General features: G+C 69.2%; 24 protein-coding genes. 13 read left to right on the top strand and 11 right to left on the bottom strand.

The window, feature by feature from the left end:
- The first annotated feature begins 162 nt into the window (after positions 1-162).
- Complete coding sequence (locus JEQ17_RS04295; RefSeq protein ID WP_234048059.1) at positions 163-1,155, top strand: GlxA family transcriptional regulator; 993 nt, start codon at positions 163-165, stop codon at positions 1,153-1,155.
- Here JEQ17_RS04295 and JEQ17_RS04290 read toward each other — a convergent pair.
- Entirely contained in the window at positions 1,133-4,009 is a 2,877-nt protein-coding gene (locus tag JEQ17_RS04290) for an ABC transporter substrate-binding protein (protein ID WP_200393929.1), read from the bottom strand. The two genes, JEQ17_RS04295 and JEQ17_RS04290, sit on opposite strands and share 23 nt — an antisense overlap.
- Positions 4,010-4,176: 167 nt before the next feature.
- On the opposite strand from JEQ17_RS04290, the gene JEQ17_RS04285 reads away from it, so the two are divergent.
- On the top strand, positions 4,177-4,890 hold the full coding sequence (locus JEQ17_RS04285; protein WP_200393928.1) for a hypothetical protein: 714 nt from the start codon (positions 4,177-4,179) through the stop codon (positions 4,888-4,890).
- 80 nt (positions 4,891-4,970) lie between these two features.
- Here the strand turns inward: JEQ17_RS04285 and JEQ17_RS04280 are convergent, their stop codons facing one another.
- Positions 4,971-5,345 carry a PaaI family thioesterase gene (locus JEQ17_RS04280; protein ID WP_234048682.1) on the bottom strand — a complete coding sequence of 125 codons (375 nt, stop codon included), beginning with the start codon at positions 5,343-5,345 and terminating at the stop codon, positions 4,971-4,973.
- Between the two features lie 161 nt (positions 5,346-5,506).
- Positions 5,507-6,124 (bottom strand): LysE family translocator, encoded by a 618-nt coding sequence (locus tag JEQ17_RS04275; protein ID WP_200393926.1) that lies wholly within the window; start codon positions 6,122-6,124, stop codon positions 5,507-5,509.
- A gap of 114 nt (positions 6,125-6,238) precedes the next feature.
- On the opposite strand from JEQ17_RS04275, the gene JEQ17_RS04270 reads away from it, so the two are divergent.
- The 3 genes from JEQ17_RS04270 to JEQ17_RS04260 all read left to right on the top strand — a co-directional run bounded on the left by JEQ17_RS04270 (position 6,239) and on the right by JEQ17_RS04260 (position 9,043).
- Positions 6,239-6,691 carry an Lrp/AsnC family transcriptional regulator gene (locus tag JEQ17_RS04270; RefSeq protein WP_200393925.1) on the top strand — a complete coding sequence of 151 codons (453 nt, stop codon included), beginning with the start codon at positions 6,239-6,241 and terminating at the stop codon, positions 6,689-6,691.
- A 168-nt stretch (positions 6,692-6,859) separates the two neighbouring features.
- The gene (locus JEQ17_RS04265) at positions 6,860-7,303 is read left to right on the top strand and encodes a hypothetical protein (protein ID WP_200393924.1); all 444 of its coding nucleotides are present in this window, start codon (positions 6,860-6,862) and stop codon (positions 7,301-7,303) included.
- A gap of 225 nt (positions 7,304-7,528) precedes the next feature.
- The gene (locus JEQ17_RS04260) at positions 7,529-9,043 is read left to right on the top strand and encodes an FAD-binding oxidoreductase (RefSeq protein WP_200393923.1); all 1,515 of its coding nucleotides are present in this window, start codon (positions 7,529-7,531) and stop codon (positions 9,041-9,043) included.
- 19 nt (positions 9,044-9,062) lie between these two features.
- On the opposite strand, the gene JEQ17_RS04255 is transcribed toward JEQ17_RS04260, so the two are convergent.
- Both JEQ17_RS04255 and JEQ17_RS04250 read right to left on the bottom strand, forming a co-directional pair.
- Positions 9,063-10,445 (bottom strand): FAD-binding oxidoreductase, encoded by a 1,383-nt coding sequence (locus JEQ17_RS04255; protein WP_200393922.1) that lies wholly within the window; start codon positions 10,443-10,445, stop codon positions 9,063-9,065.
- 54 nt (positions 10,446-10,499) lie between these two features.
- Entirely contained in the window at positions 10,500-11,477 is a 978-nt protein-coding gene (locus JEQ17_RS04250; protein WP_234048058.1) for an antibiotic biosynthesis monooxygenase, read from the bottom strand.
- A gap of 77 nt (positions 11,478-11,554) precedes the next feature.
- On the opposite strand from JEQ17_RS04250, the gene JEQ17_RS04245 reads away from it, so the two are divergent.
- Positions 11,555-12,121 carry a nucleoside deaminase gene (locus tag JEQ17_RS04245; protein WP_200393921.1) on the top strand — a complete coding sequence of 189 codons (567 nt, stop codon included), beginning with the start codon at positions 11,555-11,557 and terminating at the stop codon, positions 12,119-12,121.
- Between the two features lie 44 nt (positions 12,122-12,165).
- On the opposite strand, the gene JEQ17_RS04240 is transcribed toward JEQ17_RS04245, so the two are convergent.
- Positions 12,166-13,110: an AraC family transcriptional regulator gene (locus tag JEQ17_RS04240; RefSeq protein WP_200393920.1), complete on the bottom strand. Its 945-nt coding sequence runs from the start codon at positions 13,108-13,110 to the stop codon at positions 12,166-12,168.
- A 108-nt stretch (positions 13,111-13,218) separates the two neighbouring features.
- Between JEQ17_RS04240 and JEQ17_RS04235 the strand changes: the two genes are divergently transcribed.
- The 3 genes from JEQ17_RS04235 (at position 13,219) to JEQ17_RS04225 (ending at position 16,701) form a co-directional block, all read left to right on the top strand.
- Positions 13,219-14,202, top strand: a complete 984-nt coding sequence (locus tag JEQ17_RS04235) for an oxidoreductase (protein WP_200393919.1) — start codon at positions 13,219-13,221, stop codon at positions 14,200-14,202.
- A 371-nt stretch (positions 14,203-14,573) separates the two neighbouring features.
- Positions 14,574-16,028, top strand: a complete 1,455-nt coding sequence (locus tag JEQ17_RS04230) for an alpha/beta hydrolase (RefSeq protein WP_200393918.1) — start codon at positions 14,574-14,576, stop codon at positions 16,026-16,028.
- 19 nt (positions 16,029-16,047) lie between these two features.
- Positions 16,048-16,701 carry a hypothetical protein gene (locus JEQ17_RS04225; RefSeq protein WP_200393917.1) on the top strand — a complete coding sequence of 218 codons (654 nt, stop codon included), beginning with the start codon at positions 16,048-16,050 and terminating at the stop codon, positions 16,699-16,701.
- A 122-nt stretch (positions 16,702-16,823) separates the two neighbouring features.
- Here JEQ17_RS04225 and JEQ17_RS04220 read toward each other — a convergent pair whose 3' ends face one another.
- The 4 genes from JEQ17_RS04220 to JEQ17_RS04205 form a co-directional block, all read right to left on the bottom strand.
- Positions 16,824-17,381 (bottom strand): DUF1062 domain-containing protein, encoded by a 558-nt coding sequence (locus tag JEQ17_RS04220; protein ID WP_200393916.1) that lies wholly within the window; start codon positions 17,379-17,381, stop codon positions 16,824-16,826.
- Positions 17,382-17,567: 186 nt separating this feature from the next.
- Positions 17,568-18,209, bottom strand: coding sequence for a class I SAM-dependent methyltransferase (locus tag JEQ17_RS04215; RefSeq protein ID WP_200393915.1), 642 nt, complete (start codon positions 18,207-18,209; stop codon positions 17,568-17,570).
- Between the two features lie 73 nt (positions 18,210-18,282).
- Positions 18,283-18,639, bottom strand: coding sequence for a VOC family protein (locus tag JEQ17_RS04210; protein ID WP_200393914.1), 357 nt, complete (start codon positions 18,637-18,639; stop codon positions 18,283-18,285).
- Positions 18,640-18,681: 42 nt separating this feature from the next.
- Positions 18,682-20,070, bottom strand: coding sequence for a glycoside hydrolase family 43 protein (locus JEQ17_RS04205; protein WP_200393913.1), 1,389 nt, complete (start codon positions 20,068-20,070; stop codon positions 18,682-18,684).
- A 381-nt stretch (positions 20,071-20,451) separates the two neighbouring features.
- Here JEQ17_RS04205 and JEQ17_RS04200 point away from each other — a divergent pair, with 381 nt between their 5' ends.
- Positions 20,452-21,678 carry a cytochrome P450 gene (locus tag JEQ17_RS04200; RefSeq protein WP_200393912.1) on the top strand — a complete coding sequence of 409 codons (1,227 nt, stop codon included), beginning with the start codon at positions 20,452-20,454 and terminating at the stop codon, positions 21,676-21,678.
- A gap of 11 nt (positions 21,679-21,689) precedes the next feature.
- Entirely contained in the window at positions 21,690-21,890 is a 201-nt protein-coding gene (locus tag JEQ17_RS04195; protein ID WP_200393911.1) for a ferredoxin, read from the top strand.
- 84 nt (positions 21,891-21,974) lie between these two features.
- Here the strand turns inward: JEQ17_RS04195 and JEQ17_RS04190 are convergent, their stop codons facing one another.
- Positions 21,975-23,606 (bottom strand): amidase, encoded by a 1,632-nt coding sequence (locus tag JEQ17_RS04190; protein WP_200393910.1) that lies wholly within the window; start codon positions 23,604-23,606, stop codon positions 21,975-21,977.
- A gap of 222 nt (positions 23,607-23,828) precedes the next feature.
- On the opposite strand from JEQ17_RS04190, the gene JEQ17_RS04185 reads away from it, so the two are divergent.
- Positions 23,829-24,521, top strand: coding sequence for a hypothetical protein (locus JEQ17_RS04185; RefSeq protein WP_200393909.1), 693 nt, complete (start codon positions 23,829-23,831; stop codon positions 24,519-24,521).
- 724 nt (positions 24,522-25,245) lie between these two features.
- A complete protein-coding gene (locus tag JEQ17_RS04180; RefSeq protein ID WP_200393908.1) occupies positions 25,246-26,526 on the top strand; it encodes an MFS transporter in 1,281 nt (426 codons plus the stop codon).
- The last annotated feature ends 54 nt before the right edge of the window (positions 26,527-26,580 follow it).

Here is a 26,580-nt window from a genome sequence, read left to right as displayed (position 1 = left end):
CTGTACGGACGATATGAGGCCGGGTTGAGGTGGAACAGAAGCAGCCGTGCCACTTTCAGCAAGGATCGTGCCGTAACCGCAGGCCAGGTCCGATGCCGCGCCCCTGAGCTAGCCTGGAGAGGCGCGTAGGCAGGTAGGGGGCACGGAGACCAGGGGGCGCAATTGCGATCCAGCGACGACCGGACAATTGTCGCGATCCTTGCGATGCCGCGAGCGTATTCACTGGACATCAGCATCCCGGCGCATGTGTTCGGTCAGCATCCGGGCTATCGGGTCTTCGTGTGCGGGGACCGGAATCTCGACGCGGACGACGGTTCGAGCGACCGGTCATCGCACATCGATGTGGCCGCGGACATCAGGCCGACTCACTCGCTCTCGGATGTGGAGTACGCCGATATCGTCGTGGTTCCTGGCTATGAGAACCCGAGTCTCCCCATCCCGGAGGGCTATCTGAAGGCGGTGCAGCTCGCGGGTGAGCGGGGCGCTCGAATAGTCGCCGTCTGCACGGGCGTTTTCGCGCTCGCGGCCACTGGGATACTCGATGGGAAGTCGGCTACGACACACTGGCAATACACCGACCAGCTTCGGACGACATATCCCGGAGTCGATGTCGCTGAGAACAGGCTGTTCGTCGAGGACGGGAAAATTCTCACGTCCGCGGGTGCGGGCTCGGGAATCGACGCATGTCTCCACGTCATCCAGAGCGATTTCGGAACGACAGTCGCCGACGACGTGGCGAAGGACGTCGTCTTCTCCGCCGCCCGAAGCGCGAGCGAGCCACAGTACGTGGACGTTCCGCCCTCTCCTCGCGCCGGCCTTCGGGCGACCAGGGAATGGGTGATCGAAAACCTCGGATCCTCGATCACCGTGCAGCGGATGGCGGACCACAGCCGGCTCTCGCGCAGAACCTTCATCCGGCACTTCGTGCGCGAGACGGGAATGCCGCCCATGCACTGGGTCGCCCGACAGAGGATCCTGGGCGCGCGACGACTCCTCGAATCCTCCGACTGGTCCGTGGAGAGGATCTCCGGAGCGACGGGGTTCGGCACGGCCGCGAATTTCCGGAACATCTTCCGCCGAGAGGTGGGAGTGACCCCGACCGCCTACCGGAAGACACATGCGGCCACGGCTGTCACTCGGTCACATACGCGTTGAGCGGCGACAACCCGTCCAGGTCCACCTGGAGCCCCTTCAGCCTGGAGCTGTAGAGGAACGTGCGCACCGGCACGTACACGGGAATGGCCGCCGCCTGCTCCATCACCCGGCGGTCGACGGTGGACCACTTCTCGCCCGCGGCCGCCACGTCGGCCGTCGCGTTGGCCTCGTCGATCGCGTCGTTGACCGCCGTGCTGTTGAGCCGGGAGAAGTTGGAGGTGGTCGGGTAGGTGTATCGGCCGTCGAAGGAGTCCGGCAGGAACGCCGACGCCAACGGGAGGCCGCTGATGTTCATCGGCAGACGGGCCAGATCGTAGGCGCCGTCGCCCACGTTCTCGTAGAGGTCGGAGACGTCGACGTTCTTCAGCGTCACCCGGAACCCGGCCTTGTCCAGGGCCTTCTTCACGACTTCTGCCCGTGCTTCGTCGGCTGTCGTCGCATAGGCGAGGGTGAGCGGGAAGCCCGTCTCGCCGGCCTCGGCGAGCAGCGCCCGGGCACCGGCGGGGTCACCGTGCGCCCCGGCCCCGTACAGGTCGAAGTCGCGCGACCCGGGGATGCCCGGTGGCAGGAGGTGATGCGTGGCCACGCCGTCCTCGCCGCTCGCGGCCAGGACGTCCGCTGCCGGATACGCGGTGGCGATGGCCTGACGGACCTTCAGCTTCGGTACACGCTTGGTGTCGATCGAGTACGCGAGGACGTGGGGGGCCGGTGACGTCACCCGGACCGTGCCGCTGCCGGTGGCGCCGTCCGTCGTGCCCAGCCCGTCCTTGTCCAGTGAGCCGGAGAACGTCATCACGGCCGACTTCGAACCGGCCGCGCGGATCCGGGTCTTGATCTCGTCGAGGGTGAGCGAGCCGGTGATCTCGTAGCGGTCGGGGTACGCGGTGCGCACCGGGTCCGTTTCCGCGCGCCACTTCGGGTTGCGGGTGAGCGTGAGGTTCTTGGCGCCGGTGAAGGAGTCGACCTGGTACGGGCCCGTCGACGGCAGGAGTGTGGAGGTGCCGGAGATGTCGGCGACCCGCTCCGGCACGGGTGCGCCGTTCGGGCCGGCCAGGACGACGTTGAAGTCGGGGTGGGCGCCGTCGAGGTGGAACACGATCGTGCGGTCGTCCGGGGTCTCGATGACGCCCGGCGGCATCTCGTGCTCGCCGCCGATGCCCTCCGCGTCCTCGGGACCGAGCAGGAAACTGCGCAGGGTGCGGTCGCCCATCGGGAACTTGTCCGGGTCGAGAGCGCGCTTGACCGCGAACGCGAAGTCCTGGGCGCGTACGGGCGATCCGTCGTTGTAGGTGAGACCCGGTTTGAGGGTGAACGTCCAGTCGCGGCCGTCCAGCGTCGGCCGGCCGGTGTCCTGGGCGAGGTCCCCGACGAGTCGGACGGATCCGTTGGGCAGGGTTTCGAAGGTGGTGAGGCTGCGGTAGACGAGCCGGGAGATCAACCGGTCGGGCCCGGACCACATGTTGCCCGGGTCGAGAGTGGTGATACCACCCGGTTCGAGGACGGTGACCTTGCCGCCCTTGGTGGCACCCCGCACCGCCGGGGCGGGGCCCTTGGCATCGGCGTCGGAGCCGATCGTGAGGGTCTGGGTCTTCGCCACCGGGGCCACAGTGCCGGCGCCGGCCTTCGGCCCGCCGGTGCCGCTCTTCCCGCTTCCCTCGTCGCCGTCGTCGCCGCCGAAGGGCTGGACGACCGAGAGCACGGCCACGAGCGCGGTGACGACCGCGGAGGCCGCGATCCACGTGACGCGCCGCCCGCGCAGGCGAGCGGCCGGAGCGGCGGGCGGCTGCTTCGGGAGCGGCGGCGCGAGCAGGTAGGAGGTGGGGTCGGGGCTGATGGTCGGGGCCCCCATGGCGAGTCGCTGCGCGGCTGAGGCGGCTGCGGAGTCCTGCGGTTCGGGGGTTCCGGGGGATACCGGGGCCGGGCTTCCCGGCGCGGTCGCGAGAGCGGGCTGCCCCGAAGGCGGGGTGTGGTCGGGCAGTTGGGCCGGAGGCTCGCTCCCGAGTGGGACCCGCGGCACGGGCTGGGCGAGTCTCTCGAGCACCGCCCGTGCCTCCGCCGCCGTCGGCCGCTGATCGACCGGCTTCGCCAGCATCCGCCCCACCAGCTCGTCCCACTCGGGGGCGAGCCCCGGACGCCGTACCGACGGCTTCTCCGGTGTCTCGTACACATGGCTGTGCATCAGCGCGGGCGCCGACGTCGAGTCGAAGGGCGGTGCGCCGGTGAGCATCTCGTACACCGTGCAGCCCAGCGCGTACACGTCCGTACGGCCGTCGTCCGCGCCCCGCGTGAAGCGCTCGGGCGCCATGTAGGGGAGGGTGCCGATGGGGGAGTCGGCGGTCGTGGTGAGCCGACCGCCGCCGGCCGCGGCGTCGAGGAACTTGGCGATGCCGAAGTCGAGCACCTTGACCGTGCCCTCGTCCGTGAGCATCACGTTCGCCGGTTTGATGTCGCGGTGCACGATGCCGGCCCGGTGCGCGGTCGCCAGGGCCCGGCAGACCTGTACCGCGAGCTCGGCGACCCGCTCCGGCGGCAGCGGCCCCTCGGTCAGCAGCTCGCCCACGGTCCGGCCCGAGAGCAACGGCATGACCAGGTAGGGGACTTCACCGTCCGCCCCGTGGTCGAAGACCGGCACGATGTACGAGCTGTCCAGCGCGGCGGCGGCCCGCGCCTCCCGCCCGAACATGGCGAGCAGCCGCTCCCGCTCGGCACCGGCCGTGCCCGGCGGCAGGCTCAACAGCTTGACGGCCACCGGGCGTTCGAGCCGAGCGTCCCTGGCCCGCCACACCACGCCCATACCGCCGGCACCGATCCGCTCCGTGAGCGTGTACCGGCCGTCCAGGACCGTGTCGCGCATCCCCGCCCCCACTCGCTCAAGGAATCAGCGGTCTCAATGTACCTACGCACAAGGGGAGTTGAGCGGTTCCCGGGTGAGGCGTGAGGGCTTGCGTGACCGATGCCGACGTCCCATGCTGGCCGCAACGCCGAGGCAGGGGGGGGCTTGAGATGCGATATGGGCGTGTCATGCGAGTTGTCGCCTTACTGGGTGTACTGGTGTGGGCATCCGGCTGCTCGGACGGGGGCGACGATGGTGACGACGGCGCGCGTGGATCGTCGGCGCCACCGACCGTGTCGACCCCGGCCACGACCGGGACCCCGTCGAGCAGCTCGTCCAAGCCTGCGTACTACGACAACGACGACAACGTGCTGATGGCCAAGGGCGACTGCTACGGGCCTCCGAGAGGTGACGAGCAGGGTCATGCCGTGGAGATGCCGTGCGACGACCCCGACGCCATCGGCAAGGTCCTCAAACGCGTCGAGAAGAAGACAACCGTGTACACCTACATCGACTGCTCCGACTCCACGGACGACGTACTGGGCATCAGCGGCGATCCCGGATGGGAGGTCGCGGGCTCGCGCGACTACCTCAAGTACGTGGTCGGTGCGGGCTATGCCTGCGTACGCAACCTCAAGGCCCCGCACCCCGGCGAACCGGGCCAAGGTGGCATGGAGATCCGTGTTGGTGACTGTCTGGAGGCTTCGGACACAGGTGACAAGTACGAGGAAGTCCCCTGCGAAGGGGAGGTGTTGCCCGACGTCAAGGTCATCGGCGAGCCGGACCTGGACAACAACTGCCCGCGCAAGGACGACACCCAGCTGACGGAGGAGTCCATCCTGAACGTCGCCGGGCTGGGGGGCGGTCCGGTGTACTGCGCAAGGGCTCTCGCGGAACTGTGAGGGGGCGTGCGCGCGGTGGGGAGGCGTGCGCGTGGAGAGGAGACGTGCGCGCGGAATTCGGCGCACGAGGGTCGGCGAACTCAGCCTTCGGACCTCTTCACGCACATCAGCGTCTGCTGACCGGTCGCGACGAGCGATCGACGGTCGCCCTCGACGCCGAACACCTCCAGTCGGCACACGGTCAGTGTCCGTCCGGGCTTCAACACCGTTCCCACGGCCTCGATGTGATCGCCCACGGCGGGTGCCAGGAGGTTGATCTTGTACTCGACCGTGAGTACCGACGTGTTCTCGGGGAACAGCGTGAACGCCGCGTAGCCGCCCGCGCTGTCGGCGATGGCGCTGGTCGCCCCGGCATGGACATAGCCGTGCTGCTGGGTCACTTCGGGGCGACTCGGGAGAACGATGTGCACGCGGCCCGGTGCGATGTGTGTGATGCGCGCACCGAGATGGCCCATCAGCCCCTGGAGTTCGAAGCTGGTCCGGACGCGTTCCTGCACCTCGGGGCTTGCCTCTTCCTGGTGGTCCACTGCGCTCCTTGGATGGGTGTTCCGGTCGGACCGGCAGGTTGGCTGAGGGGAGGTGGGGGTGTCTCCCGGGGGCCGAACACGGCGGGCCGTCATCCGGCCAGACGTTCCACGAGGAGGAACCCGCCGATGGCGATCATCATGGCACCGCTTGCACGGGTGACGGCCCGCGCGGCTGCCGGTCGCGCCTGCAGCACGGTCCGGGCAAGTAGGCCCACGGTGAGGTAGACGACGGCGCAGCCGACCATGTGAAGCGTGCCCAGCAGAGCGGTCTGGGCGGCGACGGGCCAGTCCGCCGCCGGGTCGATGAACTGGGGGAACAACGAGAAGTACAGCAGCAGCGCCTTGGGGTTGAGGCCGCTGATCCCGGCGCCCTTCAGCATGATCTGCCGGTTGGAGGTGGCCATCACCTCGCTGGAGGCGCTGGGCGTGGCAGGTCGTGCCAGGACTCCCCAGCCGAGCCACATCAGATAGGCGGCCCCGAGCACGGTCAGTGCCGTCAGCAGGGCCGCGGAGCTCGCGACGATCACCACCAGGCCGGCCACGGCGAGCAGGGTGTATCCGGCGTATCCGGCGACCAGTCCGGCCACCGCGGGGACGATCGACCGGTTCCGCAGTCCTGCCGTGATCGCGTACGCCCAGTCCGCGCCGGGCGTGAACACCAGCAGAAGATCCACTGCCAGGAATGCCGCCACTGTGCCCGCGTCCACGCTGAACCGATCCCTCTCTCGCTCACTCTTACGAGAGGGAACGTTAGGCGGGATGTGCGCGAAAGTGTTTTCGTATTTTCCCCGAATCCGGGCCGCTGGGGCACAATCTTCCCCATGGATGACCTGGACCGGAAGATTCTTACCGAGCTGCAGCTGGACGGCCGTCTGACGGTGACCGAACTGGCAGCCCGGGTGAAGCTGAGCGTCTCGCCGTGTCACCGGCGCCTGCGCGACCTCGAGCGAACCGGCGCGATCCGCGGCTACCGCGCTGTCGTGGATCCGGCCACTGTCGGTCTGGACTTCGAGGCCCTGGTCTTCGCCACCCTGCGCTGGGAGGACCGCGACACCGTCGCCGCCTTCGAGCAGGCCGTGGCCGCGGTCCCGCACGTGGTGCAGGCCCAGCGCCTCTTCGGCGAACCCGACTACCTCCTGCGCGTCGTCAGCGACGACCTGGCGGCCTTTCAGCAGCTGTACGACCAACAGCTGGCCACCCTGCCCGGCGTCCAGCGCCTGACCTCCACCATCGTCATGAAGCACGTTGTCGACGACCGCCCGCTGCCTGCCTGAGACCGGTTCCGGAGGCACTGGTCCCCGGCGAGCGCCCGGAATCGGCCAATGGGAGTGCAGCCCAGGGCTGAGTGGGAGAATCCACTTCCTGGGGCCGCGCGCTACGGCCATGGGACGGTCGGTGCATCTCTCCGTCGGCGCCCGGGAGGACCGGAAGGAACCGTCAGCGTGATCGAGTGGGTGTCTCTCAGCGCCGGGGCAAGGCCCGTCCCGCGGCCGGTCGCGACCCCGCTGGTGTGGGCTGCGGCTTTCGGCGGTGCTCTGCTGCTGGTGGCAACCCTCAACGCTCTCGTCGGCCCCGACAGGCCCGCACTCGCGCTGACCGCGCTGTCCCTGCTGGCCGCCCTGCTGGGTGGGCGTTCACGCTTCACCGCGGCCCCCGGAACGGCCGCGCTGTGCTGGCTGTTCCTCAACGTCTTCGCCATCCCGCCCCTGGGCACCCTCAGCTGGGCCGGACACCGCGACACGTTCTGGCTGAGCTGTCTGCTCGCCGCCGCCCTCATCGGCACGGCGGTCGCCCGCCTCGTCCATGCCCGCGCCGCCTACCGCCGCATAGCCGCGGGAGCCGGCCCCGCGGCGTGGGATCCGGGCGAGCGCCCGGAGGATGCCTGACGGGACGACGCCTGGAGGGGACGACGTCTGACCGGCGGCCGGGCCGGGGCCTTGATCATGCGTGGCCCGTTCGCATGAAGCTTGCCTGTCCCAGGGTGTCAGAACCCCTTCCCGACCCCGTCCTTCTCCATCGTGAGCCCTGCCCGGGCTGGGGATCTTGCGCATGACGCGTGCACGACTCCCACGCCTCCGGCATCCGGACACCATGTGCGAAGGGGCGTACCTGTGCAGACTGGCCGACGAGATGTCCTGCGAACCGGAGGGGCCGTCGCGGCCGCCGGGGCCGCGATCGCGCTGGGCGGTGGAAACGGCCCGGCCCTCGCCTCCGCCCGCCGGACCTCCCTTGTCGGGGGAGCGGAGTCAGGCGCCTGGCGCGAGCTGGTCAGGAGCCTGAGTCCGGCTGCCCGGCTCTACCGACCGGGGCAGCCGGAGTACGCGGCCCGTGCGACGGCCGACAACCAGCGCTACGCGTCCGTGCGTCCGGCCGGGGTCCTCGTCTGCGCGACGGAGAGCGACGTACGGACGGCGGTCCTGTGGTGCGCGAAACACGGAGTGCCGCTCGCTCCCCGCTCCGGCGGTCACAACTACGCCGGCTACTCCACCACCCCGGGCCTGGTGATCAGCCTGCGTGCGATGAACCAGGTCGTGCCGCGAGGGCATGAGCTGCGGCTGGGCGGAGGCGCCACCAACTCCGACGTGTACGCCGCCCGCGCCGCGAACCTGTACTTCCCCGGCGGCCGCTGCCCCGAGGTGGGCGTGGCGGGCCTGACCCTCGGCGGCGGTCTCGGCTTCAACGACCGCAAGTGGGGCCTGACGTGCGACCGGCTCACGGAGACCCGTCTCGTACTGGCCGACGGCACCCTCGTCCGCGCGGCCGAGGACGAGAACCCGGACCTCTTCTGGGCCTGCCGCGGCGGAGCGGGCGGCAACTTCGGCATCAACACCGCGTTCACCTTCTCCGCCGTACCCGTGGGCAGGCTGCGCGCCACCGTCTTCCACCTCACCTTCCCCCTGCGCGCGGCAGTCGAGGTGCTGGAGGAGCTGCGGGACATCCTCGACACCGACCGGGACAACGACTTCGACGTACGCATCGGCTTCAAGCACGCCGGCGACGGCACGGCCACCCTCGCCCTGCTCGGCCAGCGACTCGGCGACCAGGACGGACTGCTCCGCCGGTTCGCGTCCCTGCTGCGCCTGCGTCCCGACCGGGCGGTCATCGAGGAACGCGGCTTCTGGTCCGCGCAGGACTTCCTGATGGAGACGCCCGGCCCGAAAGAGGCCTACGCCTCCAAGTCCCTCGTCCCCAACCAGTGGCCGGCCCCGGACACCGTGGCCGCCATCGCGGACTGGACCCGCAACTGGCGCCCGGGACCGGGCCGCAGCACCGGCTACGTGACCCTGTTCGCCATGGGCGGCGACACCGCGACACGACGACCGGACGAGACGGCCTATCCCCACCGGGAGGCCGCCTTCGTCATCGACATCGGCACCCACTGGAAGCCGGGCACCCCGCCCGCCCAGGTGCGCGGCCTGCTGGAACAGACCCGCGCCGCCCACCACATGCTGCGCCGTCACCTGAGGACCGACGCCGCCTACGTCAACTTCCCCGACCCGGACCTGCACGACTGGCGGCACGCCTACTACGGCGCCAACTACGAGCGCCTGGTCGACGTCAAGCGCAGCTGCGACCCCGACGCCCTGTTCCGCTACCAGCAGGCCGTCGGCCGTCCACAGCCCTGAGCCCGAGCCCCGTGGGCGCCTACGGCGTGAGGTAGGTGTGGAAGACGTTCGCGGGGTCGTACGTGGCCTTGAGGGCCTGTAGCCGCTCCCAGTCCTCCGGCGCGTACGACCTCCGAGCCCTGGAGGCGTCGGCGGTGAGGTCGGCCTCGGCGATGTAGTGGCCGGTTCCGTACGGCTCGACGGCACGCATGGTGTCCCGGAGCCAACGGGTGTTGGCGCTGTCCGCCGCCGGGTCGTCCCAGATCGCGAAGGGGGCGACATAGGTCTCGCCCAGCACCGAGAAGGCCATGTCCTCCGAGAGCGAGCGGTCCCTGGAAGCGGGCCACAGGGGAGCCAGGATGAGCGACTGCTCGGAGGGGGCCCGGGCGAGCGCGGCGGCGAGGATCGGCATGAGCGTCTCGTACCCGGTGTCCGACCACAGGGTGTCCACCGCGTTGCGATGCGCCTGGGGCCAGAAGCCGGACGAGGTGCCGTACAGATCCTCGAAGGTCTTCGGCCCGTCCGTCTGCCGGAACAGGGCGCGTTCGGCGAACGGGCAGGCCCGCAGCGGCTCCAGACAGCGGACCGCCTCGTCACGTGTGCGAGCGAAGGCGGTGCCGGTGAAGCTGATCACCTTGGGCCTCGGCGAAGCCGCCGAGATGTCCGGGGAGGCGGTCGACAGCATGAAGGACGCCTCGACATTCGCGGGAAGGCGCTGGGCTGCTTCGGTGGCCCATCGGGTCACCGCTTCGACCTCGGACAGGGGAAAGGTGTACGTGGTCTCGGCGACCGCCGCCGGAAGGTCGTGCAGGGTCACATGGAAGCGGGTGGCGACCGCGAAGAAGCCGGGTCCCGCGCCCCGCGCGGCCCAGAAGAGGTCGGGGTTCTCGCTCCTGCTGCAGGTGAGGGCGTCGCCGTCCGCCGTGACCACCTCGACGGCCCGCACGCCGGCGGCAGCCGGACCGAGAAGGCCGGAGTTCCAGCCGAGGCCACCGCTGAGCAGATAGCCGCTCAGGGCGACGGGCCCGCAGTGCCCGGCCGGGAAGGCGAGGCCGTGCGGGGCGAGCGCGGCGACGAACTCGCGGCCGGTGAGGGCGGGTTGCACGGTCGCGGTGCGCGCGGCCGGATCGATCTCGCAGGCGTTGAGCGCGGAGAGGTCGATGAGCATGCCGCCGTCGCGCAGCGGGGAGCCGCACCAACTGTGCCCATGGGAGCGGATGGCGACCCGTAGCCCTTCGGAGCGGGCCAGCCGGACGGCCGCCTGGATGTCGCGGTCCGAAGCGACCCGGACGATGAGGTCGGGAAAGCGCTCCGGTTTGAGGCCGTTCCACAGCATGGCCGACCAGGTGCTGTCGTAGTCGGCGTCGCCCCGCCGGACGATCTGCCCCGCGATCACTTCGCTGACTCCGCCAACTCCGCTCATGGTGCGCTCCTCAGCCGGTGGATAGCCGGTGGTCAGTCGGTCGTCGGTCGATCGTCAGCCGGTGGTCAGCCCGAAAATCAGAATGCACAGCGCCCAGCACAACACCACGAGGGCGGCCCCCGCCACATGGGTCCGCACGGAACGCGCCCGGCTGGGCACCAGCCAGAAGGCGAGGACACGGTTGACCAGGGGCATCAGCAGCCAGGTCAGGATGGAGACGCTCAGCAGGTTTCCGATGAACAGGCCGATATAGCCGGGCAGTCCGATGTCGTCCAGCTCAAAACCGACCGTCAGATTCAGAACCATCACGGTGGGATACAGCGCCAGCACCACGGTCATGGCCTGTTTCCAGTTGGGCGGGACAGCCTCGTCCGCGCCTTCTCCGAAACGGAACCAACCGCTGAACGCCGACTCCACCTTGCGTACGTCGTAGGAGGAGAAGTAGTCCCGGCCCTCTTCGAGAAGCTTTTCGCGGGCGCCCGACGCGAGCCACGCGTCGAGGTGTTCGCGGGTGTCGAATCTGAAAACTACGACCCACTTGTCCTGGATCCCCTCGACCGGCTTGAACAACTCGGTCCCCATGAAACCCGGGTACTTCTCCTGGGCCTTGAGGGCCTTGTCCTGCCACCGCACGAAGTCCTCTTCGCGGCCGGGCAGCACCTCGTGGGAGATGACCGCCGTGACGGCTTCCTCATCGGCGGTCGGCGGCGCGCCGCCGACCAGGACCTCCAGGGTCGGTGTCCCGTCGAACAACGGACGGCCCTGGGCGAGCAGTTCCTGTCGCTCCCCGGATTCCAGCCAGGCGGTCAGCAGGTCGATACGGGAGAAGCGGAAGACCACCACCCATTCCCGCTCGTCACCGGCGCCCGGGGGGTATATCTCCGTCCCCTCGAATCCGTCGAATGCGCTCACGGCCCGGTTGGTCCGCTCCTGCCAGCGTTCATAGTCGTCGGCGTGGCCTTCCCGCACCTTCTGGGAGGTCACAACGGTCGCACCGTCGCCGGTCGGGGCACGGATTGCACTGACACCCATACGGAGTAGTCTAATTCCAAGGGGAGTTATCGGACAAACGGGGCAGATTTATCGGTGACGCCGAGCGGAGGTCCGACATGAGTCACAAGGAGTTTCTGACCGAAGCGGTACGGCTGGCCACCGAATCCGTCGAAGAGGGCTGGGGCGGTCCGTTCGGTGCCGTGATCACCCGGGACGACGAAATCGTGGCCCGGGGTCAGAACCGCGTTCTGCTCACAGGGGACCCCACCGCGCACGCCGAAGTGGAGACCATTCGCAAGGCAGTGCAGCGCCTGAATCCCGAGGCTCCCTCGATATCGCCGGAACACCAGAACGAGAGCACGCTCGAATACGTGCCGCGCCCCGACGGATCGCCAGACCCGGTACCGGAGCGGGCCCGGATGCTCAAAGGCTGTTCGATCTACATCAGCGGCGCTCCCTGCCCGATGTGCATGAGCGCCATCTACTGGTCGCGGATCGACAACGTCTACTACAGCTGCGATCTGAAGGCCACGCGCGAGATCGGCTTCGACGACGCCTTCCAGTACGAGGACTTCCAGAAGCCCCTCGACCAGCGCCGAATCCACGTGGAGCAGATCCACCCCGAACTCGGCATTCAGGCCTACGAAACCTGGTCGCACAAGCCCGACCGGCATCCCTACTGAGTCGTCGCTGAAGTTGCCGGGGCGGGCGCTATGCCGGTACGGGATCAGCCGTCGCTCGGACGAGTCCCGGCGGCGGCCTCTACCCGGTAGGTCCGCGGCGCCACGCCCACCGCCCGCTTGAAGGCGTTGCTGAAGGCGCTCTCGGAGGTGTAGCCGACCGAGCGGGCGAGGGCCGCGACCGGGGCGGTGTCCTGCCTCAGGGCCCGGGCGGCCAGGCTCATACGCCAGTTCAGCAGGTACGTCAGCGGCGGCACCCCGGCCGCCTCCTTGAAACGTACGGCGAACGTGGTGCGGGACATCGCCGCCGCCCGGGCGAGTTCCTCCAGCTGCCAGGGGTGGGCCGGGTCGCCGTGCATCAGGCGCAGCGCCGGGGCGAGCCGTTCGTCGGCGAGGGCGCGGAGCCAGCCGGGCGGCAGCCCGTCCGAGTCGGTCAGACAGATCCGCAGCACCTGCACGAACATCAGCTGCGCTAGCTGGGCCGAGACGAACTCGACGCCGGCCCGGCGCGTCTTCATCTCCGCCGTCAACTGCCCGATGAGCCACCGCAGTACGCCGGCCTCGGGCGAGTCGGCCCGAACGTGGACGAGTTCCGGCAGCGCCCGGCGCAGCAGGTCGCCGCGGTCACGGCTCAGGTCGATGTGCCCGGACACGCAGGCGACGTCCACGTCCTCGCCCTGGCCGAGTCGGACCATCCGGGTCGCCGGGTCCATGACGACGTCGTCGGAGTCGGTCGGCTCGATGCCGGGCCCGCTGCACAGCATGTAGGGCTGCCTGCCGTCGGAGACCACGACGTCCCCCTCGGCGAGCCGCAGGGGTTCGCCGCCCGACTCACGGACCAGCAGACAGCTGCCGCGCAGTACGGCGTTCACCTTCAGCCGGTCTCGGCCGCGCAGCCGGATCGCCCAGTCCCCGCCGGCCTCGAAGCCGCCGGAGAACACGCTGCGGGCGTCGGCGACGGCGAGGGCGTCGGACAGTGGGTCTACGGTCATATTCGAACTATCACGCAAGTAATGCGGATTCTCAAGCATTCATCGTACGGATCCGCCGACCTACGGTGGTCTGGACAGCTCGACCTGAGGCTTGAGGAGAGACCAGACATGACCACCACACAGCACCCCCTGGGTTCCGGCTTCGGCGCCACGTCCACCGCCGAGGAGGTGATCAAGGGGATCGACCTGACCGGAAAGGTCGCGATCGTCACCGGCGGCTACTCCGGCATCGGGCTGGAGACGGCCCGCGTCCTGCGTGCAGCCGGCGCCGAGGTCGTCGTACCGGCGCGGGACGTGGAGCGGGCCCGGACGGCGCTCAAGGACGTGCCCGGCGCCGAGGTCGGGCACCTGGACCTGCTGGACCCGGCGTCCATCGACGCCTTCGCGGAGAAGATCCTGGCCTCCGGGCGTCCGCTGCACCTCCTGGTCAACAGTGCCGGAATCATGGCGACCCCGCTGGCGCGGGACGCGCGCGGATACGAGGGGCAGTTCGCCACCAATCACCTGGGGCACTTCCAGTTGACCACCCGGCTGTGGCCCGCGCTGGTCGCGGCCGGGGGTGCGCGGGTAGTGGCGCTGTCGTCGCGGGGCATCCGCTTCGCCGGCGTCGACTTCGACGACCTGCACTTCGAGCACCGGACCTACGAGCCCTTCGTGGCCTACGGCCAGTCGAAGACGGCCAACGCCCTGTTCGCCGTGGAGGTGGACCGGCGCGGGCAGGCGCAGGGCATCCGGGCGTTCGCCGTGCACCCGGGTCTCATCGTCGACACCGGCCTGGTCAAGCACCTCGACCCGGCGGCTCTCCAGGCCGCGGGCGCGCTGGACAGCGAGGGGCGGCCCGTCCGTGACCCCGAGCGCCAGATGAAGACCGTGCAGCAGGGCGCGGCCACCAGCGTCTGGTGCGCGACCAGCCCGCAGCTCGACGGTCTCGGCGGGGTGTACTGCGAGAACGTCGACATCAGCCCGCTGGTGACCCCCGAGAACGAGGCCGCCTGGGCCGGCGGGGACAGTGTCCCGGGCGTACTGTCCCGTGCCGTCGACCCGGAGGCGGCCGCCCGCCTCTGGGAGGTCAGCGAACGGCTCACTGCCTGACGACCGCATCGATGCGGCCGGCCCGTCGGCGTCGAGATCCAGGTCGCGGGTGACCGCGATGCTGTCCTCCGATCCGCCGCGGGCTGCCCGTACCGCCGACCTGCCAGAGGTCTCCCGGCCCCAGCAAGGGCCCGTTTCGGGCTGCCTCTCCGGTCCTCCGGGAGGCGGTAGTGACACCACGTCAGTGACGCCACGTCATGCCTTCGTCCTGACGAACGTCATGGTCAACCGATGACATCACGCCCTGTCAGATGACCGCGACGGCGGCTGAGGTGGATGCATGGGCGCTGTTCCGCATGAACGGCGGGCGGCGGGGCTGTCCCGAGGCCACCCGTTCCAGCGCTCCCGTAGGCCCCTCAGGAGGACAACAGATGCGCAGAGCTTTATCCCTCTCCCTCGCCGCCACCGCGGTGGCGGCGGCGACCGCGGTTCCCGGAGTGTCGGTGGCCGCGACGCCGGACACCGTGCGGTGGGGTCCGTGCCCGGAGAAGGTCGCCGCACCCCGTCTGGAGTGCTCGACGCTCGAAGTCCCGCTGGACTACCGGGATCCCGACGGCCGGCAGATCGAGATCGCGATCTCCCGGCTGGCGAGCGAGAAGCCGGCGCAGCGCCGCGGCGTGCTGGTGACCAATCCGGGCGGCCCCGGCATCACGGGACTCGGCTGGCCGGCCGTTCTCGCCGAGTCGGGGCTGCCGCAGCAGGTGTTGGACTCCTACGACGTGATCGGCTTCGACCCGCGTGGAGTTGCCCGCAGCACACCGGTGACCTGTGATCTGACGCCGGAACAGCAGTCACGCGGCAACTTCCCGACGTACGCGCACACCGCGGCCGATGTCGCTCGTGATGCGGGGAAGGCGCGGACCGTCGCCCGGCAGTGCGCCACCTCGCGGACGGCGTGGATGCTGCCGCACACCACCACGGCGAACACCGCGCGCGACATGGACCGGATCCGGGTGGCGCTGGGCGAGCCGAAGCTCTCGTACCACGGTGCTTCCTACGGCTCCTACCTCGGCGCGGTGTACACGACGATGTTCCCGAAACGCAGCGACCGGATCGTGCTCGACAGCAACCTGGGCCCCGGTGGGTACGACGCCACGGCCATGCGGTTGTTCGGCCGGGGTATGGAGGACCGGTTCCCGGACTTCGCGGCGTTCGCGGCCGCGCACCCCGAGTACGGTCTGGGCACCACGTCGGAGCAGGTGACCGCGAAGTTCTTCGACCTGGCGGAGCGGTTGGAGGCGAAGCCGGTCCACGGTATCGACGGGACGCTGTTCCGCGGGCTCACGTTCGGGGACCTCTACGACGACTCGCTCCTGCCTCAGCTGGCGAAGACCTGGCAGGCGCTCGACACGGGCCGGCCGTTGCCGATCGACCCGCCGACGGGAGACATGGACAACTTCATGTCCGCCCGTTTCTCCGTCGTGTGCGGTGATACACGCTGGCCGGGGACGGTCCGGGAGTACCAGCGCAATGTCGCGGTCGACCGGCTGAAGTACCCGATGCTGGGCGCCTCCACGGCCGGCATAGGACCGTGCGCGTTCTGGCCGACCGAGCGCGTCGAGCCGCCGGTACGCATCGGTGACCGGGGCCCGTCGAACGTGCTCGTCGCGCAGAACGAGCGCGACCCGGCGACACCGCTCGCCGGCGCCCAGGAACTGCGGCGGGCGTTCGGGAAGCGGGCCACGATGGTGACGGCCGACCAGGGCGGACACGGGGTCTATCCGTACGGCCGCAACACGTGCGCGAACGACACGGTGACGGCGTTCCTGACCACCGGGCGGAGCCCTGCGCGGGACCTCGCCTGCGCGGCGGAGCCGGGCAAGTAGCGGGAGCGGGAGGGGAGACATGCTCAAGGAGTGGCGGCATCGTCGGGCCGTACAACGGGTCAAGCCCGGGGACGGGCGACCGTTGAAGCGTTTCCGCTGGTGGCAGATGCTTACGCGCGCACTGTTCCATCTTCGGCTGATGAACGACGACGGCAGGCCGACGGTCTACGCCGTCGACGTCAAGCATCAGAATGCGTCGGAGGGCTACGTCAAGGCCCACCTGTACCTCGACGGCAGGCATCACGCCGAGTCCAAAGTCCCTGCCGTCTTCCCCGTCCTGGGCGGCACCGTCGAAGTGAGGACGAGCGGATTCGGGCTCAGACGCTGCCACTACGTCACCGCCGAGGGCGCCGAGCACCAACTCGTCCCGGATCCCGCCTCCGCAGAGGGGCGCCGCGCGCGTCTCGACCGATCGCACCCGGCACTGAGCCGCTGTGTCGGTTTCCTCTCGGTGATCGTGCTCGTCATCGGCCTGGTGCTCCTGATCCTTCAGCTCGCCGAACAGGTCACCCGGGCGCCGGAGGGCGTCGCCCAGTACGTCGGGACGTTCACCTCGCCCATTGATCTGTCGGCATGGGCCAACACCGTGGTCGGGCTCGCAACTGTGGCGGCCAGCACGGAGCGGGCGCTGCGGCTGCGCTACAGCCGGCTGCTCGACGGCGCGGCGGGCTGAGCTCGACGTTTGTCCGGGTGGCCGTTGCTCGTGTGCCCGTTGGTTGAGTGCTGTGAGGCATGTGCGGGACCAGGGGCCTGTCCGGCAGATCTCGCCGGACAGGCCCCTGGTCCCGAGGGGGCTCAGCGTTTGAGCGTGAAGGTGAAGTCGCCGGAGAGCGTGCCGCTCAGCCGGATCGCCGACACCAGGTTCCCCTCCGTGATCAGTCTCCCGACCTCGGCCCGCGAGAGACCGCAACCTTCAGCGATCAGTCGCACCGGCCGGACAGGGATCCGAGCCGCGAAGCGGACCGATACATCGAGCACATCGTTCACCTCGCGATCCGGGTGATCCGATCCGCCGGTGTCGAGGCGCCAGGCGTTGTCCCAGTCGAGGGCGATGCGGTTGCGGCGCCGCACGACCGGATCCTGGAGCAACTCGGTTGCCAGGCCAGGGTCGTTGTCATGCAGCCGGTCCAGCAGCTCGGGTCGTACGGAGCGCACGTTCATCCGCTCCAGGACCGTGAGCTTCGTGGTCTCCCCGCAGACGGTACAGAGCGCGAGGAGCCAGGCGTCGATGAGCTTGTGGTGTGCGTTGACGCGAAACTTGCCGTTCGCCCGGAAACGCTCGGACGCGCACGCGTGGCAACGGCGGAGAACCAGCGGAAGGCAGGTGGGCATGACCACCCAGTTTTCGAGCACAGAAGTACACCGGTTCCAGTGAGAAATCCGCAGCAAAAAGGAGCGCGGCGCAACTGCGCGACGCGCGACGATTCAGCACTCGGGGGTTCTCACACGGTGTACAACGGCACGTCCCGTCCCAGACGACTTGGTCCGGCAGCACGGTAGTGGCGCACAGGGGCGCGGCTCCACTGGTTTTGGAGTAACTCAACGCGTCGCGGAACGTGGTTCTGCGATGCCGACGATGAACTCCTCCCGCGTCCGGATGTCGGCGGACCATCCCAACTCGGTTAGTTCGCCAGTGAGTTCCTCCGGTTCGTGGAAGACCTTCACGATGCGGTACTCGCTGCCGTCGTCGAGTCGACGCACTTCCGCGGCTACTTCCGCACGGGCGGCGGCGGAAGGCCCTTCGTCGATGAAGACGGCCTTGCCGTGCGGTGCGAGCGCGGCGGCCACGGTGTTCCAGAAGTCACCGAGCCGGGACGGCGGGACATGGGAGAGCCAGAAGGCGAAGAACACGGTGTCGTAGCGGCGCGGCGGCTGCCACTTGAACACGTCGACCCGCTCGAACCCGACCTTGGCGGAGGCGGTCCGTGCTCGAGCGATACCCAGCATCTCCGGTGACGCGTCGACAGCGGTGACCGAGCGCGCCCGCGCGGCCAACGCCCCGGTCCACTGCCCCGTCCCGCAGGCCAGCTCCAGCACGTCCCCGGCAATCGGGAGGTCGTCGACCAGGGTCAGCAGGTCGCGCAGATCCTGACGCTCGGCATAGACCCGGTCGTACTCGGGCGCGCGGGCCCGGTAGTAAGCAATCTGCTCCGCCAGAAGGGCATCCTCGTCGACTGCCATGATGCCGACCCTAGTGCGGTCACTCGCATCATTGCTGGTCCCAGAACAAGCCAATGAATCGCGCTGAGAGGGATCAGCCTCTGGTCACGCAGAAGGGGTGTCCGGCCGGGTCGGTCAGGACTCGCCAGCTGGACTCGTCCGGTTGGTGGGCCGGTTTGCCCGCGCCCAGTTCCAGCAGGCGGGCCTCGGCCTCGTCCAGGTCGTCGACCGTGAAGTCGAGGTGGAGCTGTTGGGGAACCGTCTGGTCGGGCCAGCCTGGAGCCTGGTGGTTGTCGACCCGTTGGAAGCCGATGGAGAGCCCGTTCTCGCAGGTGAGAGCAGCGAAGTCGGCGTCGGACTTCGGGTGGGGTGTCAGGCCGGTGGCCTGTTGATAGAACGCCGCCAGAGCCAGTGGATCAGGGCAGTCGATCGTTATCGCGCTCAACTTCATCCGGAGAGCATCCCAGGGGGCGTCGGCCCTTCAACAGCCGAGTCAATAGCCGACGCGGAACGTCGCGTCCTGCTGTTCGGTGGACGTGGAGATCGGGTCGATGCGCAGCACGTAGTTGGCGTGGCGGACGTAGCGGGTCGGGTTGTTGTACGAGCGGAAGGACGACCAGGAGCTGTCCGCGAGGCCCGCCGTGCGGTAGAAGGTCGCGTCGCCCGCGAATGTCGACGTGCCGTCGTTGACGTCGAGTTGGAGCTGGTAGTTGTAGTGCCGCAGATAGCGCGTGGGATAGTTGACCGACTGGAACGAGACCCCGGAACTGTCGGCCAGGCCCGGCACGAGCTTCCACTGCGAGTCGGTGTACAGGTCGAAGGGGTACGTGTCGATCCGGGCGGCATAGTTGGCGTGCCGCACGTAACGGTCCGGGAAGTTGTACGACTTGAGCCGGTTCCAGGTCGGCGCGCCCCACTTGGTGAGCAGGTTGTTGTACTCGGCCGTGGTGATCGTCGCTATGCCGCAGTGCTTGGAGTTGACCGGCTGGGTGTAGGTCTTCTGGTCGAGCGCGGCCCAGGTGCCCGAGGCCAGGTTGCTGGACTGCCAGGCGTAGAAGACACCATTGGGCGTATACGTGTCTCCCCAGAGGAACCATGTGTTCGACGTCAGTGACTTGAACACCGTCGGGGCCTCCGTGCCGCCGTGTGCGACACCCGCGCCGAACTCGGTGAAGCTGCCCGGGTCGAGAGAGGTGGACCTCGCCGCCACCAGCGTCTGGTTCTTCTTGAAGAAGAGGTAGTTGACTCCGTTGACGCCGACGGCCATGTTGCCGTCGATGACGTCGTAGCCGGGGTCGAAGAAGACCTGAGGGGCCGAGGCGGTGACGAAGTCGGTGGTGTAGTTCACCATGATCACGTTGTGGCCGCTGGAGTTGACCGAGGAGTAGATGACCGCGTACTGGCCCCGCCCGGCGTCCCAGAACGCCTCGGGGGCCCAGCTGTGGGTGGTCATGTCGTGGAGCTTGAGGCGGCGGTAACCGGTGAAGGTGCGCAGGTCGGCGGAGTCCCAGACATGGATGTACTGGCTGTTGTAGCTCCAGTCGGTGCCCTTGAGGTCGGTGGCGATGACCACGAAGGTGCCGTCCTGCTTGCGCATGAGGAACGGGTCGCGCAGACCGAGGGCGCCCGCGGTGGGGGTGACCACGGGGTTGTTCTGGTTGAGCGGTGTCCAGTTCAGCGAGTCCGGGCTGACGGCGAGATGAAGGCCGTAGTCGGTGCCGGCGCCGAGGCTGGTCGACTCGGTGAAGTAGCACATCACGTACGCAGAGTCGGCCGCGTGGGCCGTGCCGGCGCCAAGAGTCAGTACGCCGGACATGGCCAGGGGAGTGGTGGCGGCCATGCCGAGGAAGAGGCGACGGGACGGCTGGGGTCTTGCGCTCATCGTGGTCTCCAGGCGGCGTACGGGGGCGGGTGAGCGGCTGCGCGGGGCGGGGGACCGGGGACGTGAACTACGCAGCCGAACAAGCGAGTTGGCCGAAATCTCGAACCAGGTTCGGAAGGCCGATCAGAAGGTAGAGCGCGGTTCAACGTGCGTCAATCACTCTGTCGAGGCTGTGGTGAATCTGTGCTGCCGAGGGTTGCGGACTTCCCGCGGGGAGACGTCGCCGTGTTCGACGGATCGGTCGAACTCGCACACCGGAGCGGTCAATTCCGGCCAGATTGTCCCCCTTCGTGGATGTGGCTGAAGTCGACGTCGCCTCATAGGTGCCCGCGGCATCTAATGAAGATCGGTACGACGCATCCTTCGTCCGCGAGGTCTTCGATGACAGACATGACGGATACGGCAGACGTGAAGCCGCTCTCGGCACCCGTCGCCTTCCCCCAGGACCGCACCTGTCCCTTCCAGCCGCCCACGGGCTACGACCCCCTGCGCACCGCCCGACCGCTCGCCCGTGTGACCCTCTACGACGGCCGGACCACCTGGCTGGTCACCGGCCGTGACCTGGCCCGCAGCCTGCTCGCCGACTCCCGCCTGTCCTCCGACCGAATGCGCCCCGGTTATCCGGCCACCTCGCCGCGCATCGTGGCATTCCGCGACCGTCGGGCAGCCCTGCTGAACGTCGACGACCCCGAGCACCACGCCCAGCGTCGGATGCTGGTCCCGAGCTTCACCCTCAAGCGTGCCGCCGCGTTGCGGCCCGCCATCCAGCGGATCGTCGACGAATGCCTCGACGCGATGCTCGCGCAGGGCCCACCCTCCGAGTTGGTGAACGCCTTCGCGCTCCCCGTTCCCTCGACGGTGATCTGCGAACTGCTCGGTGTCCCGTACGCCGACCACGAGTTCTTCGAGGAGCAGTCCCGTCGGCTCCTGCGCGGCAAGGACCTGGACGAGGTGCGGGACGCGCGCGACCAGCTCGACTGCTACCTCGGGGCGCTGATCGACCGCAAGTCCGAGTCGTCCGCCGGTGACGGTGTCCTCGACGCCCTGGTCCACGAACAGCTGCGCGAGGGCGCGGTGGACCGTCAGGAGGCGATCTCGCTGGCCACGATCCTGCTGGTCGCCGGCCACGAGACGACCGCCAACATGATCTCGCTGGGCACGTACACCCTGCTCCAACACCCGGAGAGACTCGCGGAGTTGCGTGCCGACCCGTCCCTGTGGCCCGCCGCCGTCGACGAGTTGATGCGGATGCTGTCCATCGCGGACGGGCTGCTGCGGCAGGCCACGGAGGACATCGAGGTGGACGGGACGACGATCCGCGCAGGTGAGGGCGTGGTCTTCGCGACCTCGGTCATCAACCGGGACGGGGAGGTCTACGCCGAACCCGACGCCCTCGACTGGCACCGCCCCACCCGTCATCACGTGGCGTTCGGCTTCGGTATCCACCAGTGCCTCGGCCAGAACCTCGCCCGTGCCGAGATGGAGATCGCCCTGAGTTCCCTGTTCGAGCGGGTGCCCGGGCTGCGGCTCGACGTGGCGCCGGACGAGGTCCGCTTCAAACCGGGCGACACGATCCAGGGGATGCTGGATCTGCCCGTGGCCTGGTAGGGGGTCTCCTCATGCACATCGATATCGACAAGGGCGTGTGCATCGGCGCCGGGCAGTGCGCGATGTCCGCCCCGGCCGTCTTCACCCAGGACGACGACGGCTTCAGCACCCTCCTGCCCGGACAGGAGGACAGCGGCGACCCGATGGTCCGGGAGGCGGCCCGAGCCTGCCCGGTCGGCGCCATCAAGGTCTCGGAGACCGCGCGACCGTGACCGCCGTGGTGGCCCCTTGGGCAGGGGCCACCACAGGTACGCGGCCGTACGCGTCGCAGCCGAGACACGTTTTCGGCCGTGGGGTCAGAAGCCGACATCGGCAGCCCGGTAGGTCGGCGGTCGGCGGACGCGGGACGCCTGCTCGTAGGCGTAGGCCAGCCGGAGCAGAATCGGCTCGCTCCAGGCCGTACCCATGAAGGTCAGACCGACCGGCAGGCCGAACGCGAAGCCTGCCGGGACACTGATCGCGGGGTATCCGGCGAGCGCGGCCGGCGTCGACGAGCCGCCGCCGTAGCTGTCCCCACGGATCAGGTCGATCTTCGCCGGTGGTCCGGTCGTCGGCATGACGAGCGCGTCCAGGTCGAAGCGGCGCAGCACCGCGTCGATGCCCTCGGTGCGCGAGAGCCGGTGGTTGGTGGCCAGCGCCTCACGGTATTCGCGCTCGGTGAAGTCCAGCTTGTGCACCGCCTCCAGCCCGTCCTGCCGCACATAGCGGAGTTCGCGGTCGGCATGCGCACGATTGAACGCGATCAGCTCCGCCAGGCTGCGCGGATGGTCGCCGGGGGCGGCGGCCAGATAGGCGTTGAGTCCGCGCTTGATCTCGTACGCCTGGACGACCATCGAGCTGGGCAGGTCCTCGAGCTGTTCGGCCGTCGGGATGTCCGCCGGGTCGACGACTGTCGCCCCGGCCCTGCGCAGGGTGGCGATCGCCCGCTCCGCGATCTCGTCGGCGTGGTGGCTGTAACCGAAGTACACCGCTCGCGGTACGCCGATGCGGGCCCCGCGCAGCCCGTCGGCGTCCAGGAAACGGGTGTAGTCGCGATGGAAGTGGCCCCGGCTCGCCCCGGTCGCCGGATCGCGGTCGTCGACCCCGACGAGCGTGCCCAGGAGGATCGTGGCGTCGCGGACCGTGCGCGCGATCGGACCGACACTGTCCTGGCTCGGCACGCCGGGGATCACACCGCCGCGCCCGACCAGTCCGACGGTCGGCTTCACCCCGACGACGCAGTTCGCCGAGGCGGGATCGATGATCGAGCCGTTGGTCTCCGTACCGATTCCGGCCACGCACAGGTTGGCCGCCGCGGCGACCGCGGTGCCTGAACTGGACTCGTTCGGTGACCGGTCCAGTTTGTAGGGGTTCCTGGTCTGGCCGCCGCGGGCGCTCCAGCCGGCATGGTGGGTGAGCGACATCCCGCCGGCCCACTCGCTGAGATTGGTCTTGCCGAGGATGACGGCACCGGCCGCGCGCAGCCTGGCGGCGACCGTGGCGTCCCTCGTCGGGCGCAGGCCCTCCAGGGCGAGTGATCCGGCCGTCGTGTGCATCCGGTCCGCTGTCTCCACCAGATCCTTGAGCAGGATGGGCATGCCGTGCAGGGGTCCACGACGAGCCTTCTCGGCGTCCAGGCGCCGGGCTTCTCGCAGTGCGTCGGGATTGACCTCGATCACCGCGTGCAGGAGCGGGTCGACCCGTTCGATGCGCCCCAGATAGTGGCGGGTGAGCTGTTCGGCGGTGAGCCGTCCGTCGTCCATCCGCCGGCGGAGTTCGACGATGCCCAACTCGTCCAGTTCTGTTGCCGCCGGGCGTGCCGTGTCCGCGGCCCCTCCCGTGGTCGAGGCGTCGGCACGGGCGGAGGCTCCGCCGAGCCAGGGGGCGGCCGTGGCGGCGGTGCCGAGTGCGAGCACGGTGCGGCGGCGTGGGGCGTTGATCGGGTCCATTCACCGCACGTTAGAGGCGTAATCGAGGTTTCTCGCTCCGACTGTCCCCCGGCTCTGTGGTGAGAGCAGCCCCCGGGTCACCCCGGGGGTCAGCCGGAACGTGGTGCACGGCATCCCTGTGGACCATTCCTCCACTTGTGTGGATTCAAGTCGTTTGTCTGGTGCGGGTGTTGAGTCGCGGTTAGCGTGCCTTGACCGATGTGCCTCAAGGGGGAGCAGTAGATGCGTAAGACAGGGATCCGCAGGATGCTGGCGCGACTGGGCGTCGCGCTGCTGGCGGCCACAGGACTCGTCCTGACCGGACCGAACGCCGCACAGGCCAGCACCGTCGTCGACATCCCGGCGCCCACTCCGGGCGGCGTCTCCATGACGATGAAGTTCTACGGGGCCGTCGTGCCCCAGCCCTACACCCCGGACCCGGACGCCGCGTACAACGAACCGAACACCTGCCAGCTGTACTTCCGGCAGTTCGACCCGTCCTCCGGCTGTGGCGGCTTCAAGCTCGGGACGGTGCTGCACAACGTCCGTGAGCAGCCCGGCTACAAGGCGGGACTGGCCGGTACGGGCTACTTCGACGCGTATGCCGACACCGACCGCACCTTCGGCTGCCTGCGTCCCGACGGCAGCTTCGACCACTCCACCTCCTTCGTCGTCCACCAGGACCAGCGCCGCCTGTCCCCGGTCTACGTCGAGGGCGGCGCGGCCAACCTCGTCCAGCGGCTCCGGGACTATCCCGACGCCGAGTACGGGCCCAACTGGTTCGTCAACTTCACCCCGATCGTGGACGTCGACTGCCCGGCCGGCATGACTCCGACCCAGTACGGGCTGAAGGTCAGCAACCTGCGGATCTCGATCGACGACCCCGAGATCTTCGGTACGACGACGTGGGCGTACCCGGGGCCGTTCTACGCATAGAACGTTGCAGAACCGGCGCGTACGAGGGCCTGCCCGGCCCCGAGAGGCTCCCAGGCCCTCGTACGCCACCCGGACCGGTCGGTCCGGGACGACCCGAACTGTCCATCTTGCCGGTGGAGTTGACACCTGCACTCGGGCAGTGGCGCGGGCATGGCGCGGCAAACTCGTGCACAATCCGTGGTTGATTGCGCAACAAGGCGTATGGCAAGGTCCTTTCACAACTGTCGGGCGTGCCGCTTCATACCGCAGGCCTGATTTCCCTCTTGCCCCCACTCGAGTGGAGTCCGCGTGCCCAAGAGCTCGCACCCTGGCGTGGACGGACAGCGTCCCCGTCACAGCCATGCACGCCGCCGAGCGGAGCGGCACGAGTGGGCCAACCGGCATTCCTTCGGCGGGCGGTCGCGGGAACCCCAGAGGCATGTCCGACGAGGCCGCGCGGCCGTTCAAGGGCCCGCGCCGACGGTGCGCGGACGGCGGTGCGACGGCCGCGTATCGCGTACGAGCAACGTTTGACGCCTTGCTGATCGAATGCGGAGCCGCCCGCTCGACGCGGCCGACGACGGAAGCTCCCCGAGGGTCGGCCGACGCCCTGTAGGAACGGCGAACGGCTCCCACACACTTCCGGCTTCAGGCCAAGAATCATCGACCCGGGTCCTTCATGCGAAGGCCGCCGGGTCGGCCCTCTCCTTTGCCGTGCCCCCGCTGACTGAAAGCACCCCACTCCGTGACCATCTCCGTTTACGAGGGCCAACCGGCCGGTCGGCATGCAGCCATTCCCCAAGGCAGCCTGCTCCGCCGGGTATACGCACCCCGAGCTTTTGACGCGCTCGCTTTCTCCATGTGCACCTACGCCATGCCGCTCCTCGTGCTGGCCACGACCAGGTCCGCCTCCCTGACAGGTCTGGCCTTCGCGCTGGAATGGCTTCCGCGGGTGGCGGCCTTCGGCCTGGCGGGCGACCTGGTCGACCGGCGCGGGGCCGCGATCGTGTTCTTCCTCGCCTCCCTGGCACGGGCGCTGCTCGTGGCGGCGGGAGGCGTCGCCCTGTTCATGCTTCCGCGCGGGACGGCCGAAACGGTCACTGTGATGGCGCTGGCCGCCGGCACAGGTGCCCTGACACAGTTCAGCTTCATCGCCAACGAAGCCGTGGGCGCGATAGTCAGCCGACGTACGGCCGGTCAGGCGCACAAGGTGCAGTCCGTGCTGATCGGTATCGACCAGACCGCCACGCTCACCGGGCCGGCGCTGGGAGGTGTGCTTCTGCTCGCCGGGCCGAGCCATATGCTCGCCGTCCTCGGGGCGCTGTCCGTCCTCGCGGCCTGTCTCGCCCTGCAAACCCCGCCGACACCACTGCGCGGCTCCGCGAAGAACGGCGTGCGACGGGAAGCGGGGCTCAAGACCGGCTGGCACACGCTGACTTCGCTGCCCGTGCTGAGCTGGCTCGTGGCCGGTCTGGTCGTGTCCAACCTGGCGCTGGGACTGCTGCAGGCCGCCAGCCCGATCATCGTCATCGAGCGCTTCGGACTGACCTCGGCGGCCGTGGGCACCCTCTGGTCGGCGGCGGCGGCATCCACCCTCCTCGCCGTCGCGGCCTGCCGATTCGCGCTCAACCGGCTCGGCCTGTGGGGAGTCGGCGTGGTCTGCTCCACCGTCGCGTCCGCGGCCTGTCTCGCCCTGGCCCAGGCGCCCACCTACATCTCGTACGTCCTGGTCATGGCGCTCTTCATGGCCGCGGACGGCGGCCTGACCGTCGTGCTGCGCACACTGCGCTCGCTCCTCATACCCCCGGCCGCCTTCGGAAGCACCCTCTCCCTGACCATCCTGCTCCTGCTGCTGCCCTTCCCGGTCGCGGGAATCGTGGTTGCTCTGACACCGTTGTCGGCGCTCCAGCACGCCATCCTGGTGTGCGGCGTACTCCAGGCCGTCGCCCTCGGCCTCGCCTTCCTGCGGCTGCGGGGCGATCCGGTCCTGCGCGGCTCAGGCAACATGGCCCGGGCGACAGCCTGACCGCGAAGTGGCCCGAGCCGGAAAAGGGTTGGGCGGGACGACGTCCGGGCTGCT

The organism is Streptomyces liliifuscus (genome assembly GCF_016598615.1).
In the GTDB taxonomy this organism is placed as follows: Bacteria; Actinomycetota; Actinomycetes; order Streptomycetales; family Streptomycetaceae; genus Streptomyces; species Streptomyces liliifuscus.
The sequence above is the reverse complement of the archived record's forward strand: the minus strand, read 5'-3'. Positions and strand labels throughout refer to the sequence as shown.

Coding starts and splice junctions, on each gene's coding strand:
- JEQ17_RS04290 (WP_200393929.1), bottom strand. CDS start 4,009: ATGCGCGACACGGTCCTGGACGGCCGGTACACGCTCACGGAGCGGATC.
- JEQ17_RS04285 (WP_200393928.1), top strand. CDS start 4,177: ATGCGAGTTGTCGCCTTACTGGGTGTACTGGTGTGGGCATCCGGCTGC.
- JEQ17_RS04280 (WP_234048682.1), bottom strand. CDS start 5,345: ATGGGCCATCTCGGTGCGCGCATCACACACATCGCACCGGGCCGCGTG.
- JEQ17_RS04270 (WP_200393925.1), top strand. CDS start 6,239: ATGGATGACCTGGACCGGAAGATTCTTACCGAGCTGCAGCTGGACGGC.
- JEQ17_RS04255 (WP_200393922.1), bottom strand. CDS start 10,445: ATGAGCGGAGTTGGCGGAGTCAGCGAAGTGATCGCGGGGCAGATCGTC.
- JEQ17_RS04250 (WP_234048058.1), bottom strand. CDS start 11,477: ATGGGTGTCAGTGCAATCCGTGCCCCGACCGGCGACGGTGCGACCGTT.
- JEQ17_RS04245 (WP_200393921.1), top strand. CDS start 11,555: ATGAGTCACAAGGAGTTTCTGACCGAAGCGGTACGGCTGGCCACCGAA.
- JEQ17_RS04240 (WP_200393920.1), bottom strand. CDS start 13,110: ATGACCGTAGACCCACTGTCCGACGCCCTCGCCGTCGCCGACGCCCGC.
- JEQ17_RS04235 (WP_200393919.1), top strand. CDS start 13,219: ATGACCACCACACAGCACCCCCTGGGTTCCGGCTTCGGCGCCACGTCC.
- JEQ17_RS04230 (WP_200393918.1), top strand. CDS start 14,574: ATGCGCAGAGCTTTATCCCTCTCCCTCGCCGCCACCGCGGTGGCGGCG.
- JEQ17_RS04225 (WP_200393917.1), top strand. CDS start 16,048: ATGCTCAAGGAGTGGCGGCATCGTCGGGCCGTACAACGGGTCAAGCCC.
- JEQ17_RS04215 (WP_200393915.1), bottom strand. CDS start 18,209: ATGGCAGTCGACGAGGATGCCCTTCTGGCGGAGCAGATTGCTTACTAC.
- JEQ17_RS04210 (WP_200393914.1), bottom strand. CDS start 18,639: ATGAAGTTGAGCGCGATAACGATCGACTGCCCTGATCCACTGGCTCTG.
- JEQ17_RS04205 (WP_200393913.1), bottom strand. CDS start 20,070: ATGAGCGCAAGACCCCAGCCGTCCCGTCGCCTCTTCCTCGGCATGGCC.
- JEQ17_RS04200 (WP_200393912.1), top strand. CDS start 20,452: ATGACAGACATGACGGATACGGCAGACGTGAAGCCGCTCTCGGCACCC.
- JEQ17_RS04195 (WP_200393911.1), top strand. CDS start 21,690: ATGCACATCGATATCGACAAGGGCGTGTGCATCGGCGCCGGGCAGTGC.
- JEQ17_RS04190 (WP_200393910.1), bottom strand. CDS start 23,606: ATGGACCCGATCAACGCCCCACGCCGCCGCACCGTGCTCGCACTCGGC.
- JEQ17_RS04185 (WP_200393909.1), top strand. CDS start 23,829: ATGCGTAAGACAGGGATCCGCAGGATGCTGGCGCGACTGGGCGTCGCG.